This window comes from Alcaligenes sp. GW821-FHT11D07 (assembly GCF_058808495.1).
On record NZ_JBXART010000001.1, the window covers coordinates 536,890 to 553,182 of the forward strand.

A 16,293-nucleotide genomic window follows, 5' to 3' on the forward strand; every position below is an offset into this window, starting at 1 on the left:
TTTTTAATAGCGCCAGGTCAAGCCCAGCACGGGGCCGGACATGCGTGTATCAAAGACATGGCCGGAGCGCCGATAGTTCACATTCAACATTTTGTAGCCGGCCGTCAGCGAGAAATTGTTCGACACGTCATAGCTTAGGGTCAGCATGGCTTGGTAGCTCATTCGAGAGCCTGCATCAAAGCCCCCCAAGTGGACTTGAGCGTGGGTAGACAGCTCGGGGCTCAGGCGATAAAACGCTCGCAGCCCGATCAAGGGATCTACCCAATTAAACGTTTCTTGATGATGTTTGGTTCTGCCTGCCGTAGAAAGATGAGCCTGTGTGCGAATGTCCCAGAAAGAGAAACCGGCCAGCGCATCCAGGCTGGCTTGCTCAGAGTCATAGAGGCGATAGCCGCCTTGCAGGGACGCCATGAACATGCGGGTGTCTACAGTTCCCTCAGCGGCGCCCACTAAGGGCAGGCCGCCAACAACTTCACTTTCCCGTGTGTTGACGTAGAGCAGATCGCTATTGAGAACATAATTGTCGCGGCGCGCCCAGGTGTTGATGAAAGCGGCAGCGCGCAGATCATGCCAAACATCAGAAAAGGACTTTTCGATATCCAGTGTTGGGCCGCGCTTGAAGGGTGAGGACTCGCCCGACAGGCCGGTGATCCAGGCGTAGGGGGTGACGAGTACGGTATAAGAGGGCGAACTGGCGGTGCTCTTGTTTGTACTGGCCTCAAAGGCGGGTGCTGCCGCAGGTGCCGTGACTTGAGCTTGGGATAGGCCCGCCAGTGGCAAGAGTCCAAGCAGCAGCCAGCGGCTATAAATGAATTGATGCCCCCCAATCATGGAATCCTCCCCCGTTTGTCATGAATGCTGGCGCACTAGCGCCAATCTTGTTTATTTCGTTATGCTGGACAGGACGATCACCCACTTATGGAGAACGTGTCATGCATGTGTTTTACCTTAGCAAGCAAGATATTGATAATTTGTTGCCCCGAGTGCAAGCTGCGTTACAAGCTGATCGTGATGGACAAGTGGGTTTTACTGAGGAGGAACTGGCGTTGAGAACCTCTTTGGAGTCCCTGCCAGATCCCAAGTTGTCCGAGCTGCTGGCCGGTGCTCAGGTCAGTGCGGGACGTATCGCGGTAGGCTTGGCCGATGAAGATTATCGGGAAAACCTGCTGGCTCTGGAAACTCGTGATCGGGCGTATCTGACTGAGCAGTTGATGGAGTCCTATGCGCGCTTGCCAGATTTTTTTGAATGTCTGGAGTTCTAGAGTCATTCGCTTGTGAAAAGGGCCCTTCCTGGGCCTTTTTTTATGGGCTGATATTAAGCCTGTATTTGAAGTGAGTATCCAGAGCGGTTGCCGCTCAGCTCTTTTTAGAAAGAGTATTCGTTTCTCTGCGTTAGTACTGCAGCTAATAGGTGGATTACATGGTTCCTAATTGGATTGCAGGGGAGCAGTAAAACGAATGAAAGTGTTTTTTTAAGAAAAACAGTATTGCGGTCGATGATGTGTTAGCGAATGTTTTTATTATCAAAGCAAGGTATTTCTGTCCTTGAATATGTAGGGTCACCGCCACAATTTGTCACTTGGCTTGACGTCCTGTCTTAATCCTGTTTTTGTTACACCCGTGTCCAATGTAATGGCTGCTAAGGCAGTCAGTTTTTTTGTTGATTAATTGGGCGGCGAGCCGTCTCTGGAGAGGAAGATGTTGCTACAAAAATGTCGTCGTACTTTGCTGGCGTGTGCGGTAGGGCTGGCCTTGGTGCCCTTGGCTTCTCAGGCGTGTACCCGAGCTGTTTTCCTGGGCGATAACGGTCAAGTGATTACTGGTCGTTCCATGGATTGGAAGCAAGACGTTAGAACTAACCTCTGGATTTTTCCGCGCGGTGAAAAACGTAATGGCGAAGCTGGACCTGCTTCTATTGAATGGACCTCTAAATATGGAAGCGTGATTGCCTCAGGTTTTGATATTTCTTCTACAGACGGAGCCAATGAAAAAGGTTTGAATGTTAATTTGCTCTGGTTAGTGGAATCGGAATATCCCACACCGCAAAAAGGTGACAAGACATTGAGTTTGTCTCTGTGGGGGCAATACGTTCTGGACAACTTTGCAACAGTCGCTGAAGCTGTTGAAGCGCTGGAGAAAAATCCGTTTGTCGTGTTGACCGGCGTCGTGCCCAACGAAAAAGAAGAGCGTTTGGCAAAGCTGCATTTGTCAATGTCTGACTCCTCCGGCGATAGCGCCATTATTGAGTACATTGATGGCAAGCAGCATATCCACCATAGCCGCGACTATCAGGTGATGACCAACTCCCCCACATTTAATCAGCAGTTGTCCATCAGGGATTATTGGCGGGACGTAGGCGGGAAAAATATGCTGCCAGGTACTAGCCGAGCAGCAGATCGGTTTGCCCGCGCGTCTTTTTACATTGACACGGTTCCCCGTGATTTGAGCAATGACAAGGCTGTAGCGAGTGTTTTGAGCGTGATTCGTAATGCTTCCACGCCTTACGGTCTGGTGATGGCTGATCAACCTAACAACTCTTCAACTCGCTGGCGCACGGTTTTCGACCATCAACGGAGTGTGTATTACTTTGACTCTGTCTTGTCGCCGGGCGCTTTTTGGGTTGATATGACTAAGGTCGATTTTTCTGCTGAAACGGGGAAAGTCATGAAGTTGGATCTGGGGCCTGAGCAAAGCACCGTTTATATGGGTGAAGTTTTGGGACAGTTCAAGCCCTCTAAACCGTTCTCCTTCATGCCCGCAACTCCACCTACGATTTAAGCTCAGAACCAGAGTGATGGGGCATAGCTAACAGCAAACATAGGTCTTACTTGTTCAGCTGTTATGCTATGCCCCGTCTTTATCTATTGAAGTACCTGTTTCATGACCTATGTAGTGACGGAAGCCTGCATTCAATGCAAGTACACCGATTGCGTGACCGTGTGTCCGATGGACTGTTTCTTTGAAGGCCCTAATTTCCTGGTTATCCATCCGGACGAGTGTATTGATTGTTCTATTTGTGTGGCTGAGTGTCCCGTGGGGGCGATTGTCAGCGACCAGGATCTAACGCCCGAGCAGCACGTGTATGTAGAACTGAATCGGACCTTGAGTGAAAGCCCGGGCTGGACGCGGATCAGCAAGCAAAAAGCGCCCTTGCCAGATCATGAGTACTGGGCGACTCAGACTGGCAAGTTGGCTTTGTTAAAGCAGGATTAGTGGGCTTTGGGTCTCTGGTAGTACCAGACAGCCAGTGCCGCCAAGAAAAGCAGCGCCGTACAACAGGCCAATACGGCAATATATCCCTTGTCGAAGGACAGGCGGGCCGCTTCGCTCAGGTTTTCAGCCAGCGTCTGTGGCATGGTTTCAGCCATCAGCAAAGCCTGATCCAGGCTGTCATAAGCCAAGCTGCTTGTACCCATATCTACAGGCAGTACCAGGCTGGCGCTGTACACGAAAGACAGCAGGCTGCCCATAATGGTGACGCCTAATGCGCCCCCCAATTCGTAGGACATCTCCTCAACCGAGGCCGCCATGCCTGCCCGCGAAGAAGGCACGCTTTGCATAATGGTGCTGGAGGCCGCCGTCATGGCCGCACCTATGCCCAAGCCCAGCATGACCAGACCCATGATCTGCAAGATCTGCGCACTTTGATGCCATAAGAGATAGGCCCCCATCCCCACACCCGCCAGAGTTAAAGAGCCAATCAGCATGCTTTTGCTGCCGATCACACTCAAGAGGCGTCCGGCCAAGGGGCCGGCTAGGAAGGCCGCCAGAGGCAAAGGAATAATGGCCAGACCGGCTTCCAGGGGAGAGAAACCCAGCACCAGCTGCAGGCGCTGGCTAAATACCAGCTCCATACCAATCAGTGCGGCCGAAGCGGTCAGTGCAGATAGCACAGCGGTACTGAGAGTGGCGTCGCGGAACAAGGCAAAGTCCAGCAATGGAAAGCGGCTACGGTTCTGTTGACGTACAAACCAGGTCAAAAAGAGGATGCCAATGGCCAGAGCGGCCGCGGTCAGCCCCCAGTTCGTGTGCGGTTTGCCTAATTCCTTGATTGCCAAGGTGCTGGCCACCAGCCCTACCATGATCAGCAGGGAACCTTTGATATCCCAGGGGCGCGATGTGTCTGGTTTGGAGCGGGGCACCAGCACCCAGCCCAGTGGCAGGGCGATCAGCACAATGGGGACGTTGATCAGAAAGACCGATCCCCACCAGAAATGCTCCAGCAGGAAGCCGCCAACGACCGGGCCGAAAGCTGCGCCACCGGACGCGATGGAGGCCCATACGCCAAAGGCGACAGCGCGTTCGCGCTCATCATCAAAAGTGATGCGAATCAAGGACAAGGTCGCGGGCATCATCATGGCCGCTGCCACACCCAGAAAAGCACGGGCCGCAATCAAGGCGGTGGGATTGGGCGAATAAGCCGCTGCAATCGAGGCCACGCCGAACATGGCCAGGCCGCTCAAGAACAGGCGTTTATGGCCCAGGCGGTCGCCCAAGGTTCCCATGCCCAACAGCAGGCCGGAGACAACCAGCGCATAGCTATTGATAATCCACAGCTTGTCCGAGGCCGATGCGTGCAGATCATGCGTTAGTCGGGGCAGGGCGGTGTAGAGCACCGTCATATCGACGACGATGAGTAGCAAAGCGACCGAGACAATCGCCAGGATCAACCAGCGACGGCTTGGGGACAGGGAGGTACTTGGCGCTTGATGGGTAATCGAGCTGTGCAACATAGGAAACCAGAAGGCTAGGGGAAAGCCCTTATGATCTATCAATATTATCAACAGACAAAGTTAATTAGCATCTATAAAATAGATTGATGGATTGGACACTAGAGCGTATTCGACATTTTTTGGCGGTCGCGGAAACCGGCTCCATGACTCAGGCCGCCCGAGACTTGGGTAAAGTGCAGTCGGCTGTCAGTACTTCGATCTCCTTGTTGGAAGCGGATTTGAATCTGGAGCTGTTTGATCGCACACGCCGCAATCTAAGCCTGACTGTGCCGGGGCAAGTGATGCTGCTGGAAGCACGCGCCTTGCTGCGTCAGGTAGATGTGCTCAATCGCCGGGCCTTGGATCTGTCACACGGGCAGTCTGCGCGTCTGGAAATAGCCATGGACGAGGCCCTACCGCACGAACCCATGCTTTTGTTACTTAAAGAGATGGCGGTCCGTTGGCCTGCGCTGGAATTGACGGTGCTGAATGGTACCGCGTCCGAGGTGATGACTTACGTCCATGAAGGCCGTGCTGATATAGCGTTTCAGTTTGATCGTGGTGCAGATACAACTCAGTTTGCTCAAAGCTACATCGGGGCGGTGCCGCAGGCAATTTGTGTTGCTCATATGCACACACTGGCGCAGCAGATACAGGTCAGCCGCAAAGATTTAACGGCTCATCGACAACTGCTTATTCATATCGAAGGGGCGGAGCAAACCGTCATCAGCCCCAGTGTCTGGCGCTCGGATAGCTTTTATGTGATTGCCGATATGGTTGCCGACGGCCTGGGCTGGGCGATTTTGCCGCTGAACATTGCTGAATACGAGAATCTGCGTAATCGATTGACTCGTTTGCATTGTCAGGAGATGGTGCTGCCGCCATTGGCAGTCAGAATGCTGTGGCGGCAGGGGCAGGCATTGCCTCCGCCTGCCGTCTGGATGCAGCAGCGTATGTCAGAGCTGCTGCCTTAAGCCACGTTTAGCTGGCCAGTGGAGAGGGACTGGGCAACTGGCCTTTGGCCCAGCGCTGTACACCCTCCCAAATGTCCGCAGCATGATGCACGGTGAGATCTGCTTGCCAGGTATTGATGCTGTCGTCCTGGGCACAGTAGCCATATGCAGCAATCATGGTTGCCATGCCAGCAGCTTGGCCCGCCTGAATGTCGCGCAGGTCGTCACCGACGTACAGGCAATCTTTGGGATCAAAGCCGGTTTGCTCGGCGGCATAGAGCAGGGGAGCCGGGTGGGGTTTGGTGTGTTGAGTGGTATCCCCACCGACCGTAACCGCGCAGCCTTCTTCCAGACCCAGATGGCGAATCAAGGGCAAAGCCAGATATTCCAGTTTGTTGGTGACGATACCCCAGGTGTAGCCCGCTTGCTCCAACTGCTTGAGCATGGGAGCGACACCGTCGAACAAATAGGTCAGCTCCGTCATGTGATCGTTGTAGTCCTGCAGGAACTGGGCCCGTAACTGCGCGTAGTCAGGATGATCGGTGTTGATATCCAGGGCCACCTTGAGCAATCCACGGGCGCCGTGTGAGGCGTAAGGACGCAAGGCTTCGTAGGGCAGGTCGGGCAGGCCATGCTCCTGTCGCATACGATTGGCAGTAGCAGCCAGGTCGGGGGCAGAGTCGGCCAAAGTGCCGTCAAAATCGAATAGAACCAGTTTATTCATGAGGGCGTGAGCTCTTTAGCTTTGGCGACGGCTGGCCAGCAGGTAGTTGACGGAGGTATCGCCGGACAGGCGATAGTGCTCGGTAATCGGGTTGTATTCCAAACCTTTCAGAGCCAGGGCATCCAGACCACTGCGACGTGCGGAGGAAATCAGCTCACTGGGTTTGATGAAACCTTCATAGCTATGCGTGCCCTTGGGGATCAAACCCAGCACGTACTCGGCGCCCACAATGGCAAACAAAAAGGATTTGGGATTGCGGTTCAGGGTGGAGAAAAAGACCCAGCCACCGGGTTTGACCAGTTTGGCGCAGGCGGCAATGATGGAGCCTGGATCGGGCACATGCTCGAGCATTTCCATGCAGGTCACCACATCAAAGCGCTCGGGGTGTTGATCGGCCATGTCTTCGGCGCTGATCATCTCGTATTTGACCGGCACACCCGATTCCAGGCTGTGCAAACGGGCAATCTTCAAGGAGCGCTCGGCCAGATCAATGCCGGTAACTTCAGCGCCGGTCTGAGCCAGGCTTTCCGACAGAATCCCGCCACCGCAACCTACATCCAGCACTTGCTTGCCGGCCAATGAGCCGGTGTAGGACAAGATCCAGTCCAGACGCAGGGGATTGATGGCGTGCAGTGGTTTGAATTCACTGTCTGGGTCCCACCAGCGGGAAGCCAGGGCACTGAATTTATCGATCTCTGCGGGATCGACATTGACGTTCGTGACGGTGGAAGCGGTCATGGCTCATCCAAAAAAATTAAGGCCCCGCAAAAGCGGAGCCTTAATTGTAGCCTTAGCTACAGAAATACGTGATGCAGCAAGGATTACTTGCGGTTGCCCACGATTTCGATTTCTACGCGACGGTTTTGAGCACGGCCTTCGCGGGTCTTGTTGGACGCCACGGGCTGAGCTTCGCCCTTGCCTTCGGTGTAGATACGGTCAGCGGATACGCCTTTGTTGACCAAGTATGCTTTAACAGCATTGGCGCGACGCTCGGACAGCTTCTGGTTGTAAGCTTCAGCGCCGATCGAGTCAGTGTGACCGGTAGCGATCAGAGTTTCCAGATCGATGGACTGAACGGTGTCAGCCACTTGATCCAGAACCTGGCGGCCTTCTGGCTTGATGGTGGATTTGTCAAAATCGAAGAAAGTGTCAGCGTTCAGAGTCACTTTAGTGACGGTAGGAGCGACGACAGGAGCTTCGGGGGCTTGAGCAACGGGCACACCGTCACAACCTGGAATACCTGTAGCAGGTGTCCAGAAATTGTTACGCCAGCACAGTTCGTCGGTGCCGTTTTTCCAAACGTCGCCAAACGGATTGCGCCAGTTGTTAACTTCGCCGGACTCTTGTGCGGAAACTGCACCGGTGGCCGATGCGGCGGCAATGGCGAGTACAAGTGCGATTTTGGAGGGTTTGTTCATATTTCTCCTCGTTGAGCTGATGCTGTTAAGTGACCGCAGCGAACCCCTGCCGCTGATTAACGGAACCAGTATAGCAATCCTTTGAACGGATCAAAGACTTGCTTGCGCTGGGTTTCATGCGTGTTAGGTCGAATCTTAAGACATTTCGGCCACATGCGTGAGGGGGACGGGGAACGATTCGTGAAGTTGCGTGGAATTAGCCTTGTTCTTTCCTTTTATTGTTGGTTTTAGGCAACAGGATCTGGGTGGCGAACTGTCCCGGATCGGTGCTCAACATGATTCATGAGCGAAAGATTTTTGAGTAATCTGCTCTTTAGATAGCTTATCGGCCACCTTGCTGCTGCGTGACGCTGCGTCCCTCTATGTGAAAGTGCTAGAATTTCCCCTTGTCCGTTTACGGCTGGCTTACTGCTTAACCCATATCTATAAAGAATTGACCTATGGATTCCTTTGCCAAGGAGACGCTTCCCGTTTCGCTTGAAGAGGAGATGCGCCGCAGCTACCTCGATTACGCCATGAGCGTGATTGTGGGCCGTGCTCTTCCCGACGTGCGAGATGGTCTGAAGCCCGTGCATCGCCGTGTCTTGTTCGCCATGCATGAACTCAATAACGACTGGAATCGTGCCTATAAGAAGTCGGCTCGTATCGTCGGTGATGTGATCGGTAAGTTCCACCCTCACGGTGACTCTGCCGTCTATGACACTATCGTGCGGTTGGCGCAGGACTTTTCCATGCGCTACACCCTGGTCGACGGACAAGGTAACTTTGGTTCCATCGACGGGGATAATGCCGCGGCTATGCGGTATACCGAAATCCGTCTGGCCAAGATCGCCCACGAATTGCTGGCCGATATCGACCAGGAAACCGTGGACTTCGTGCCTAACTATGATGGCAGCGAAAAAGAACCGGCCCTGTTGCCCTCGCGCCTGCCCAATCTGCTGGTCAACGGCAGCTCGGGTATTGCTGTGGGTATGGCAACCAACATCCCGCCGCACAACCTGGCGGAAGTGGTCAATGGCTGCTTGTACTGCCTGGCTCACCCCGAGTGCACGATCGATGAACTGATCGAATACATCCCGGCCCCCGACTTCCCCACCGGCGCCATTATCTATGGCATGTCTGGTGTGCGCGAAGGCTACCGCACGGGTCGTGGCCGCGTCATCATGCGCGCCAGCACCCACTTTGAGGACATGGAAAAAGGGAATCGCCAGGCCATCGTGGTCGACGCTATCCCTTACCAGGTCAACAAGAAGTCGCTGCAAGAACGCATTGCCGAGCTGGTCAACGAAAAGCGCATTGAGGGCATCTCCGATATCCGTGACGAGTCCGATAAGGACGGTATGCGTCTGGTGATCGAGCTCAAGCGTGGTGAAGTGCCAGAAGTTATCTTGAACAATCTGTACAAGAACACACAGCTGCAAGAGACCTTCGGGATGAACATGGTGGCACTGGTCGATGGCCAGCCCCGTTTGCTCAACCTGAAACAGCTGGTGGATTACTTCCTGAGCCACCGTCGCGAAGTGGTGACACGACGCACGGTATTCCAGTTGCGCAAAGCGCGTGAGCGCGGCCATGTGCTGGAAGGCTTGGCTGTTGCCCTGGCCAATATTGATGATTTCATTGCAATCATCAAAGCGGCACCGACCCCTCCAGTCGCTCGTGTTGAGCTGATGGAACGCGCCTGGGACTCCGGCCTGGTGCGTGAAATGCTGGCGCGTGCCGATACCAGTGCCATTGTTGGTGGCCGTCAGGCATATCGCCCTGATGATCTGGGCAACGAGTTCGGCATGGGCACAGACGGTTTGTACCGCCTGAGCGAAGTGCAGGCCCAGGAAATCCTGAATATGCGCTTGCAGCGTTTGACAGGCCTGGAGCAAGACAAGATTGTTAATGAATACCGCGAGGTCATGGACAAGATTGCTGACCTGCTGGATATCTTGGCCAGTCCGGCCCGCGTGTCCGCCATTATTAGCGACGAGCTGATCGCGGTGCGCGACGAGTTCTCCGCCACTGGCAAGGACCTGCGTCGTTCAGAAATTGAGCACAACGCGACCGAGCTGGATACAGAAGACTTGATCACCCCCATGGATATGGTGGTGACGCTCTCGCACAGCGGTTATATCAAGAGCCAGCCTTTGTCTGAATACCGAGCCCAGCGTCGTGGTGGCCGTGGCAAACAAGCTACCGCCATGAAAGAGGACGACTGGATCGACAAGCTGTTTATCGCCAACACGCATGATTACCTGCTGTGCTTCTCCAACCGCGGCCGTGTGTACTGGCTCAAGGTCTGGGAAGTGCCACAAGGTTCGCGCAACTCGCGTGGCCGACCTATCGTCAATATGTTCCCGCTGGAAGATGGCGAGAAGATCAACGTTGTGCTGTCCGTTAAGGAATTTAGCGAAGAGCAGTTCGTGTTCATGGCGACCTCGCGCGGTACGGTTAAAAAGACCCCGCTGTCCGATTTCTCCAACCCTCGCAAAGCCGGCATTATTGCCGTTGGCCTGGACGATGGTGACTACCTGATCGGCGCTCAACTGACCGACGGTGTACACGATGTGATGTTGTTCTCGGATGCCGGCAAAGCGGTGCGCTTTGACGAAGGCGATGTGCGCCCAATGGGCCGTGCTGCCCGTGGTGTGCGCGGTATGACGCTGGAAGAAGGGCAGTCCGTGATCGCCTTGCTGGTGGCTGAAGACGAATCTCAGTCCGTGCTGACCGCCACTGAAAATGGCTTTGGTAAACGCACGCCGATTGGCGAGTACACCCGTCATGGCCGTGGCACCAAGGGCATGATTGCTATCCAGACCTCAGCCCGTAACGGCAAGGTGGTGGGCGCTGTGCTGGTACGCGAAACCGACGAGATCATGTTGATCACCAACGCTGGCGTGCTGGTGCGTACCCGTGTTTCCGAGATCCGCGAAATGGGTCGCGCTACGCAAGGTGTGACGCTGATCAGTGTGGATGATGGCAGCGAACTGTCTGGTGTATACCGCGTTGTTGAAACCGACGACGAAATGGATGCCGAGCTGGCTGAGGAAGAAGGCCAGGGTGCCGATAGTCTTGAGCAGGACAATCAAACTGATTCCGCCCAAGACCAGGCGGAACCCCCCAGCGAGGAAAACGAGTAATGCGTGTATGGAATTTTTCGGCAGGCCCGTCGATGCTGCCGTTGGAAGTGCTGGAGCAGGCCGCTGCTGAAATGACCGATTGGCACGGCACGGGCATGTCCATCATGGAAATGAGCCACCGTAGCAAAGACTACATGGGCGTGCGCGATGAAACTGAAGCGGATTTGCGCGCCCTGTTGTCCGTGCCGGATGACTTTGCCGTGCTGTTTCTGCAGGGTGGGGCGCAGGGCCAAAATGGCCTGTTGCCCTTGAACCTGATTCAGCGCAATGGCAGTGGCAAGGCCGATTACGTGCTCTCGGGCAGTTGGTCGGTTAAATCCTACGAGGAAGCACAGCGTTATGGCGATGTCCGTATCGCTGGCACCAGTGGACAGGCATGGCAGGACCAGGGCAAAGAATGGGCGCCCTGGACCTGGTTTCCCGAGCCTGCTCAGTGGGAGGTTCGTCCAGATTCCGCCTACTTGCACGTATGTACCAATGAGACAATTGGCGGGGTGGAGTTCAACGACATCCCCCAATTGAACGTGCCTGTTGTGGCGGACGTATCCTCCAATATTCTGTCCTGCCCCATTGATTTTTCGCGCGTGGCCGTGGCTTACGCCGGAGCACAGAAAAATGCCGGCATGTCCGGTATTGCCTTGATGATGATCCGCAAAGATTTGCTGGGTCATGCCATGGATCTGTGCCCCTCGGCGTTCAACTACGCCAATATCGAAAAGCAGCAGTCCATGTTCAACACGCCACCCACGTACTCGATCTACATGGCTGGCCTGATGTTCAAGTGGCTGGAGCGACAAGGTGGTGTGCCCGCTATGCAGGCTCGCAATGCGGCCAAGTCCGAAGCCTTGTACGGCTATTTGGATTCCTCCGAGTTCTACGCCAATACGGTGCATCCGGCTTACCGCTCGCGCATGAATGTTCCCTTCCTTTTGCGCGATCAGGCTTTGGATGCGCTGTTCCTGGAACAGGCTACAGCTGCAGGCTTGACCTCCCTGAAAGGGCACAAGAGCGTGGGCGGGATGCGCGCTTCAATCTATAACGCCATGCCGCTGGAGGGTGTGCAGGCACTTATCGATTTCATGACTGATTTTGAACGACGGAATGGCTAATACCTTAACTGAGCGCCTCTTGCCTTTGCGCAATCGTATTGATGAGCTGGATCGCCAGATTCTGGAGCTGCTCAACGAGCGTGCTCGTGCGGCTCTGGAAGTGGGCAGGATCAAGCAGGACTTCAATACCGAGGAAGTCATCCTCAAGCCCGAGCGCGAGGCGCGCATCGTGCGTCGCTTGCAGTCTGAAAATGATGGTCCCTTCACACCGGCTGCTGTTGAAGCCGTATGGGGCCAGATTATTTCTGCCTGTCGTGGTCTGGAAAGCGTATTGCGCGTGGCCTATTTGGGTCCGCAAGGTTCATTTTCGGAACAGGCCGCTTACGAGCATTTCGGCCATGCGCTGGATGGGTTGCAATGTGATTCCTTTGACGAGGTTTTCCGTAGCGTTGAAGTCGGTCAGGCCGAAGTCGGTATGGTGCCCGTCGAAAACTCGACTGAAGGTGCCGTCAACCGCACTTTGGACTTGTTGCTGAACTCGCCCTTGCGTGTGCTGGGCGAGCGATCGATTCGCGTACATCATAATTTGCTAACTCAGTCCGGCACGATGGAAGGCGTTACCCGTGTGATGGCGCATCCCCAAGCTTTGGCACAGTGCCAGAACTGGCTGCAAAAGCACTATCCGCATCTATTGCGTGAAGCTGCTTCCAGCAATGCCGAAGCAGCACGTATTGCCTCATCCGATACAACGGTTGCGGCCATTGCCGGTAATACCGCCGTCACGGCCTGGAATCTGGGCGTCGTGGAGTCGGGCATTCAGGACGACCCGCATAACCGCACGCGCTTTCTGGCTATCGGCAATATCGAGTCTTTGCCTAGTGGCAACGACAAGACCAGCATTATTCTGGCCGTGCCCAACCGGGCAGGTGCCGTGTATGACATGTTGTCTCCCTTAGCCGTGCACGGGGTTTCCATGACCCGTCTGGAATCGCGTCCTGCGCGCACTGGTCAGTGGGAATATTATTTCTACGTTGATCTGGCCGGACACCGTGACGAGCCAGCCATGTCAGCCGCCCTGACCGAACTGAAAAAACAAGTCGCCTTTTTCAAGATACTGGGTTCCTATCCGGTAAACGACTTCTAGGCATTAGCAACAAGAACGGCCTGAGTGGGGAGGAGTTGGGTCTTCTCCCTCAAGGCCTTATTTGCCTATCTAGGACAGAGACGTTGCCCGTCGCTGCAGTTTTCTACTTGCAGGTGCGACAGTCGGGGCAAAGTCTGCATCACTATCCCGCTTGTGCCAGCACTTTTTCCAAGCAACACGCTGAGCACGGACTGCCTGAGAGGGAACGGAATTAATCATGATAGCGTCATCAGAAACTATGGCGCCGCCGCCCTTGGTTCCAGTGCTGGCGGTCGTCGGAGTCGGTTTGATTGGCGGCTCTTTAGCTTTGGCGCTCAAGCGGTCCGGAGCTGTCGGCAAAGTGCTGGGCGTAGGCCGTCAGCTTAAAAGCTTGCGACGTGCCCAGGAGCTGGGCCTGATTGATGAGGTCGCCACTATTGAGCAAGCCGCTCAAGAGGCTGACCTGATTGTCTTGGCGACACCCATCGGCGCGATGGCATCGGTATTGAAGGCGATGCGTCCCCATTTGCGTGCAGACACCCTGATCAGTGATGCCGGCAGCACCAAGGTGGATGTGGTCAGCATGGCGCGCGAAGCGCTGGGTGATCGCATTAATCAGTTCGTTCCCGGTCACCCTATCGCGGGTGCGGAAACGGTGGGGCCCGAAGCGGCTCGCGCTGATCTGTACGAAGGCCGTAACGTCATTTTGACCCCCCTGGATGAAAATAGTGTCCATGCCCGCGAGCGTCTGATCGCGGTGTGGGAGCGCTGTGGGGCGCGGGTCATGTTGATGGACCCGGCTACGCACGACGAAGTCTTGGCTTCGGTCAGCCATGTGCCACACTTTTTGTCCTCTGTATTCATGTGGCAAGTGGCCTCCAGCAGTAACTCGGATCAACGCTTTGCTTTGGCAGGCACCGGGTTTCGTGACTTCACGCGGATAGCCGCAGGTTCGCCAGAAGTGTGGCGAGATATTTTCCTGAGTAATCGCGAGGCCGTATTGGGGCAACTGCAAGAAGTGCGCCACGCGCTGGATCAGGCTGAGCAGGCCCTGCAGGATCAGGATGGGCAGGCTTTATATGAATTTTTAGAGCGCGCTGCCTTGGCGCGCCGTTTTTGGGCAAGTAGGAGTGGTTTGCAATGAGTCAGCACGAGAGTCTTGTTTTGAGCCCGATTAGCCGCGCCAGCGGACAACTGCAATTGCCAGGGTCCAAAAGCATTTCCAATCGAGCCTTGTTGTTGGCTGCCTTGGCTCAAGGCCAGACTCGTCTGGAGGGCCTGCTGCACTCGGACGATACGCGCGTCATGATGGCAGCTTTGCAACAGATGGGCGTGACGGTACAGGATCAGGGGCAGGGCACTGTGGTGATTGACGGCGGTGCTCCTTTTGCGCAGCGCGATGCCGACCTGTTCCTGGGTAATGCTGGCACCGCGTTTCGCTCTTTGACGGCTGCGCTGGGCCTGATGGGTGGTCGCTTTAATTTGAGCGGTATCGCCCGTATGCATGAGCGCCCCATCGGTGATCTGGTGGATGCCCTGCGCAGTCTGGGGGCTGATGTTCAGTATCTGGGCGCCGAGGGTTACCCGCCTTTGGCCATTGGGGAGCTGACGCAGGCCGAGCAGAGCCGCGTTTCCGTCAAAGGGACCGTATCCAGCCAGTTCCTGACGGCCTTGTTGATGGCGGCCCCTTTGTTGACCGCTCGTACCGGGCAGCCTTTGCGTATTGAGGTGGAAGGGGAGCTGATTTCCCAGCCGTATATTGAAATCACCCTAGCCATGATGGCGCGTTTTGGGGTGCAGGTGAAACGGGAGGGCTGGAGCAGCTTTACCGTTCCTGCAGAGGCCGCTTATGTCAGCCCGGGCGTGTATGTCGTAGAGGGTGATGCGTCCTCGGCTTCGTACTTTATTGCACTGGGCACCTTGGGCGGTGGCCCCTTGCGTATTGAGGGCGTAGGTACCGAAAGCCTGCAAGGGGATATCCAGTTTGCAGACGTGGCAGAGGCTATGGGTGCCCGCATTGAGCGGCATGCTAATGAGCTAGTGGTGTCTGGCGTAGGCGTAGCCCAGGGTGATAAGTTGAAGTCCTTTGATCTGGATTTCAATCACATCCCGGATGCGGCCATGACGGCTGCTGCAATGGCCATGTTTGCCGACGGTCCCTGCACCTTGCGCAATATTGCCAGCTGGCGCGTGAAAGAGACAGATCGTATCGATGCCATGCAGGCCGAGCTGCGCAAGCTGGGTGCCCAAGTTGAATCCGGACCGGATTGGCTGACGGTGCATCCCATTGCCGCCGATCAATGGCGCGCCGCCAGTATCGAGACCTATGATGATCACCGCATTGCCATGTGTTTTTCCCTGGCCAGCTTTGGGCCAGTGCCGGTGACAATTCTGGACCCTGATTGCGTCAGCAAGACCTTTCCCGAGTATTTTTCTGTTTTTGAACAATTGGTGCAGGCATGACAGAGCAGACCCCCATACCCGTCATAACCATTGACGGCCCCACAGCATCGGGCAAGGGCACGATTGCCTCTTTGCTTGCACAGCGCCTGGGCTGGCATACGCTGGACAGCGGCGCCTTGTATCGCCTGACCGCCTTGTCTTGCCTGCGTCGTGGTGTGGATGCCCAGGATGAGGCCCAGGTGCAAGCGGCCGCGCAAAATCTGGATGTGCGTTTTGATTACCCCCATATCTTCATGGATGGCGATGACGTCAGCGATGCCATTCGCCAGGAGGAAGTCGGGAATCTGGCTTCGCAAGTGGCGGCCTTGCCGCGGGTGCGTGAGGCGCTTTTGCAACGGCAGCGGGATTTTCGTGTTGCCCCCGGTTTGGTGGGGGATGGGCGCGATATGGGAACTGTTGTGTTCCCCGACGCTCCTTTGAAGATATTTTTGCTGGCCGACGCTCAAGTGCGGGCCGAAAGACGCTGTAAACAGTTGAGCGAAAAGGGTATTTCTGCTAATCTTACGAGTCTTTTGGCGGACTTGCGTGCGCGCGACGAACGTGATCGTTCTCGAACCCATGCACCGCTTGTGCCTGCGCCGGGTGCCCACATTGTGGATTCTTCCCAGCTCAGCATCCAGGAAGTTGTAAATAAAGTGCTCGACCTTTGGTCGGGCATTTCGGTCCCGACAGCCTAATCCCGTGCTCGTCGGGCTTTGTTCACTCCACCGGGTTCCACCTGGT

At 55.4% G+C, this 16,293-nt stretch carries 15 protein-coding genes; 10 read left to right on the forward strand and 5 right to left on the reverse strand.

Translation table 11 applies throughout. The features are described 5' to 3' along the window. Window positions 1–3: 3 nt before the first annotated feature. Window positions 4–831, reverse strand: a complete 828-nt coding sequence (locus AC1RSM_RS02445; RefSeq protein WP_492929139.1) for a hypothetical protein — start codon at window positions 829–831, stop codon at window positions 4–6. A gap of 101 nt (window positions 832–932) precedes the next feature. Here AC1RSM_RS02445 and AC1RSM_RS02450 point away from each other — a divergent pair, with 101 nt between their 5' ends. From AC1RSM_RS02450 to fdxA, 3 genes are all read left to right on the forward strand, one after another. Continuing rightward, a complete protein-coding gene (locus AC1RSM_RS02450; RefSeq protein ID WP_492929141.1) occupies window positions 933–1,262 on the forward strand; it encodes a hypothetical protein in 330 nt (109 codons plus the stop codon). 436 nt (window positions 1,263–1,698) lie between these two features. After that, window positions 1,699–2,778, forward strand: coding sequence for a linear amide C-N hydrolase (locus AC1RSM_RS02455; protein ID WP_492929143.1), 1,080 nt, complete (start codon window positions 1,699–1,701; stop codon window positions 2,776–2,778). A 102-nt stretch (window positions 2,779–2,880) separates the two neighbouring features. Further along, window positions 2,881–3,213, forward strand: coding sequence for a ferredoxin FdxA (gene fdxA / locus AC1RSM_RS02460; RefSeq protein WP_492929146.1), 333 nt, complete (start codon window positions 2,881–2,883; stop codon window positions 3,211–3,213). On the opposite strand, the gene AC1RSM_RS02465 is transcribed toward fdxA, so the two are convergent. Further along, window positions 3,210–4,733, reverse strand: a complete 1,524-nt coding sequence (locus AC1RSM_RS02465; RefSeq protein ID WP_492929148.1) for an MFS transporter — start codon at window positions 4,731–4,733, stop codon at window positions 3,210–3,212. The two genes, fdxA and AC1RSM_RS02465, sit on opposite strands and share 4 nt — an antisense overlap. A gap of 86 nt (window positions 4,734–4,819) precedes the next feature. On the opposite strand from AC1RSM_RS02465, the gene AC1RSM_RS02470 reads away from it, so the two are divergent. Beyond that, on the forward strand, window positions 4,820–5,686 hold the full coding sequence (locus AC1RSM_RS02470) for a LysR family transcriptional regulator (RefSeq protein ID WP_492929150.1): 867 nt from the start codon (window positions 4,820–4,822) through the stop codon (window positions 5,684–5,686). Between the two features lie 7 nt (window positions 5,687–5,693). Here AC1RSM_RS02470 and gph read toward each other — a convergent pair whose 3' ends face one another. The 3 genes from gph to ompA form a co-directional block, all read right to left on the reverse strand. Then, window positions 5,694–6,389: a phosphoglycolate phosphatase gene (gene gph, locus AC1RSM_RS02475; RefSeq protein WP_492929154.1), complete on the reverse strand. Its 696-nt coding sequence runs from the start codon at window positions 6,387–6,389 to the stop codon at window positions 5,694–5,696. A gap of 15 nt (window positions 6,390–6,404) precedes the next feature. After that, window positions 6,405–7,127, reverse strand: coding sequence for a bifunctional 2-polyprenyl-6-hydroxyphenol methylase/3-demethylubiquinol 3-O-methyltransferase UbiG (gene ubiG / locus AC1RSM_RS02480; protein WP_492929156.1), 723 nt, complete (start codon window positions 7,125–7,127; stop codon window positions 6,405–6,407). Between the two features lie 83 nt (window positions 7,128–7,210). Continuing rightward, a complete protein-coding gene (gene ompA, locus AC1RSM_RS02485; RefSeq protein WP_492929158.1) occupies window positions 7,211–7,807 on the reverse strand; it encodes an outer membrane protein OmpA in 597 nt (198 codons plus the stop codon). 440 nt (window positions 7,808–8,247) lie between these two features. Here ompA and gyrA point away from each other — a divergent pair, with 440 nt between their 5' ends. The 6 genes from gyrA (at window position 8,248) to cmk (ending at window position 16,247) form a co-directional block, all read left to right on the forward strand. Further along, the gene (gene gyrA, locus AC1RSM_RS02490; RefSeq protein ID WP_492929160.1) at window positions 8,248–10,935 is read left to right on the forward strand and encodes a DNA gyrase subunit A; all 2,688 of its coding nucleotides are present in this window, start codon (window positions 8,248–8,250) and stop codon (window positions 10,933–10,935) included. Beyond that, window positions 10,935–12,044, forward strand: a complete 1,110-nt coding sequence (gene serC, locus AC1RSM_RS02495) for a 3-phosphoserine/phosphohydroxythreonine transaminase (RefSeq protein WP_492929162.1) — start codon at window positions 10,935–10,937, stop codon at window positions 12,042–12,044. Before gyrA ends, serC begins: the two co-directional genes overlap by 1 nt. Next, complete coding sequence (gene pheA / locus AC1RSM_RS02500; protein ID WP_492929164.1) at window positions 12,037–13,128, forward strand: prephenate dehydratase; 1,092 nt, start codon at window positions 12,037–12,039, stop codon at window positions 13,126–13,128. Before serC ends, pheA begins: the two co-directional genes overlap by 8 nt. Window positions 13,129–13,366: 238 nt before the next feature. Beyond that, window positions 13,367–14,251 (forward strand): prephenate dehydrogenase, encoded by an 885-nt coding sequence (locus AC1RSM_RS02505; protein WP_492931417.1) that lies wholly within the window; start codon window positions 13,367–13,369, stop codon window positions 14,249–14,251. Further along, the gene (aroA, locus tag AC1RSM_RS02510) at window positions 14,248–15,570 is read left to right on the forward strand and encodes a 3-phosphoshikimate 1-carboxyvinyltransferase (RefSeq protein ID WP_492929166.1); all 1,323 of its coding nucleotides are present in this window, start codon (window positions 14,248–14,250) and stop codon (window positions 15,568–15,570) included. The genes AC1RSM_RS02505 and aroA overlap by 4 nt, the downstream gene beginning before the upstream one ends. Then, window positions 15,567–16,247: a (d)CMP kinase gene (gene cmk, locus AC1RSM_RS02515; protein WP_492929168.1), complete on the forward strand. Its 681-nt coding sequence runs from the start codon at window positions 15,567–15,569 to the stop codon at window positions 16,245–16,247. Before aroA ends, cmk begins: the two co-directional genes overlap by 4 nt. Window positions 16,248–16,293 lie beyond the last annotated feature (46 nt).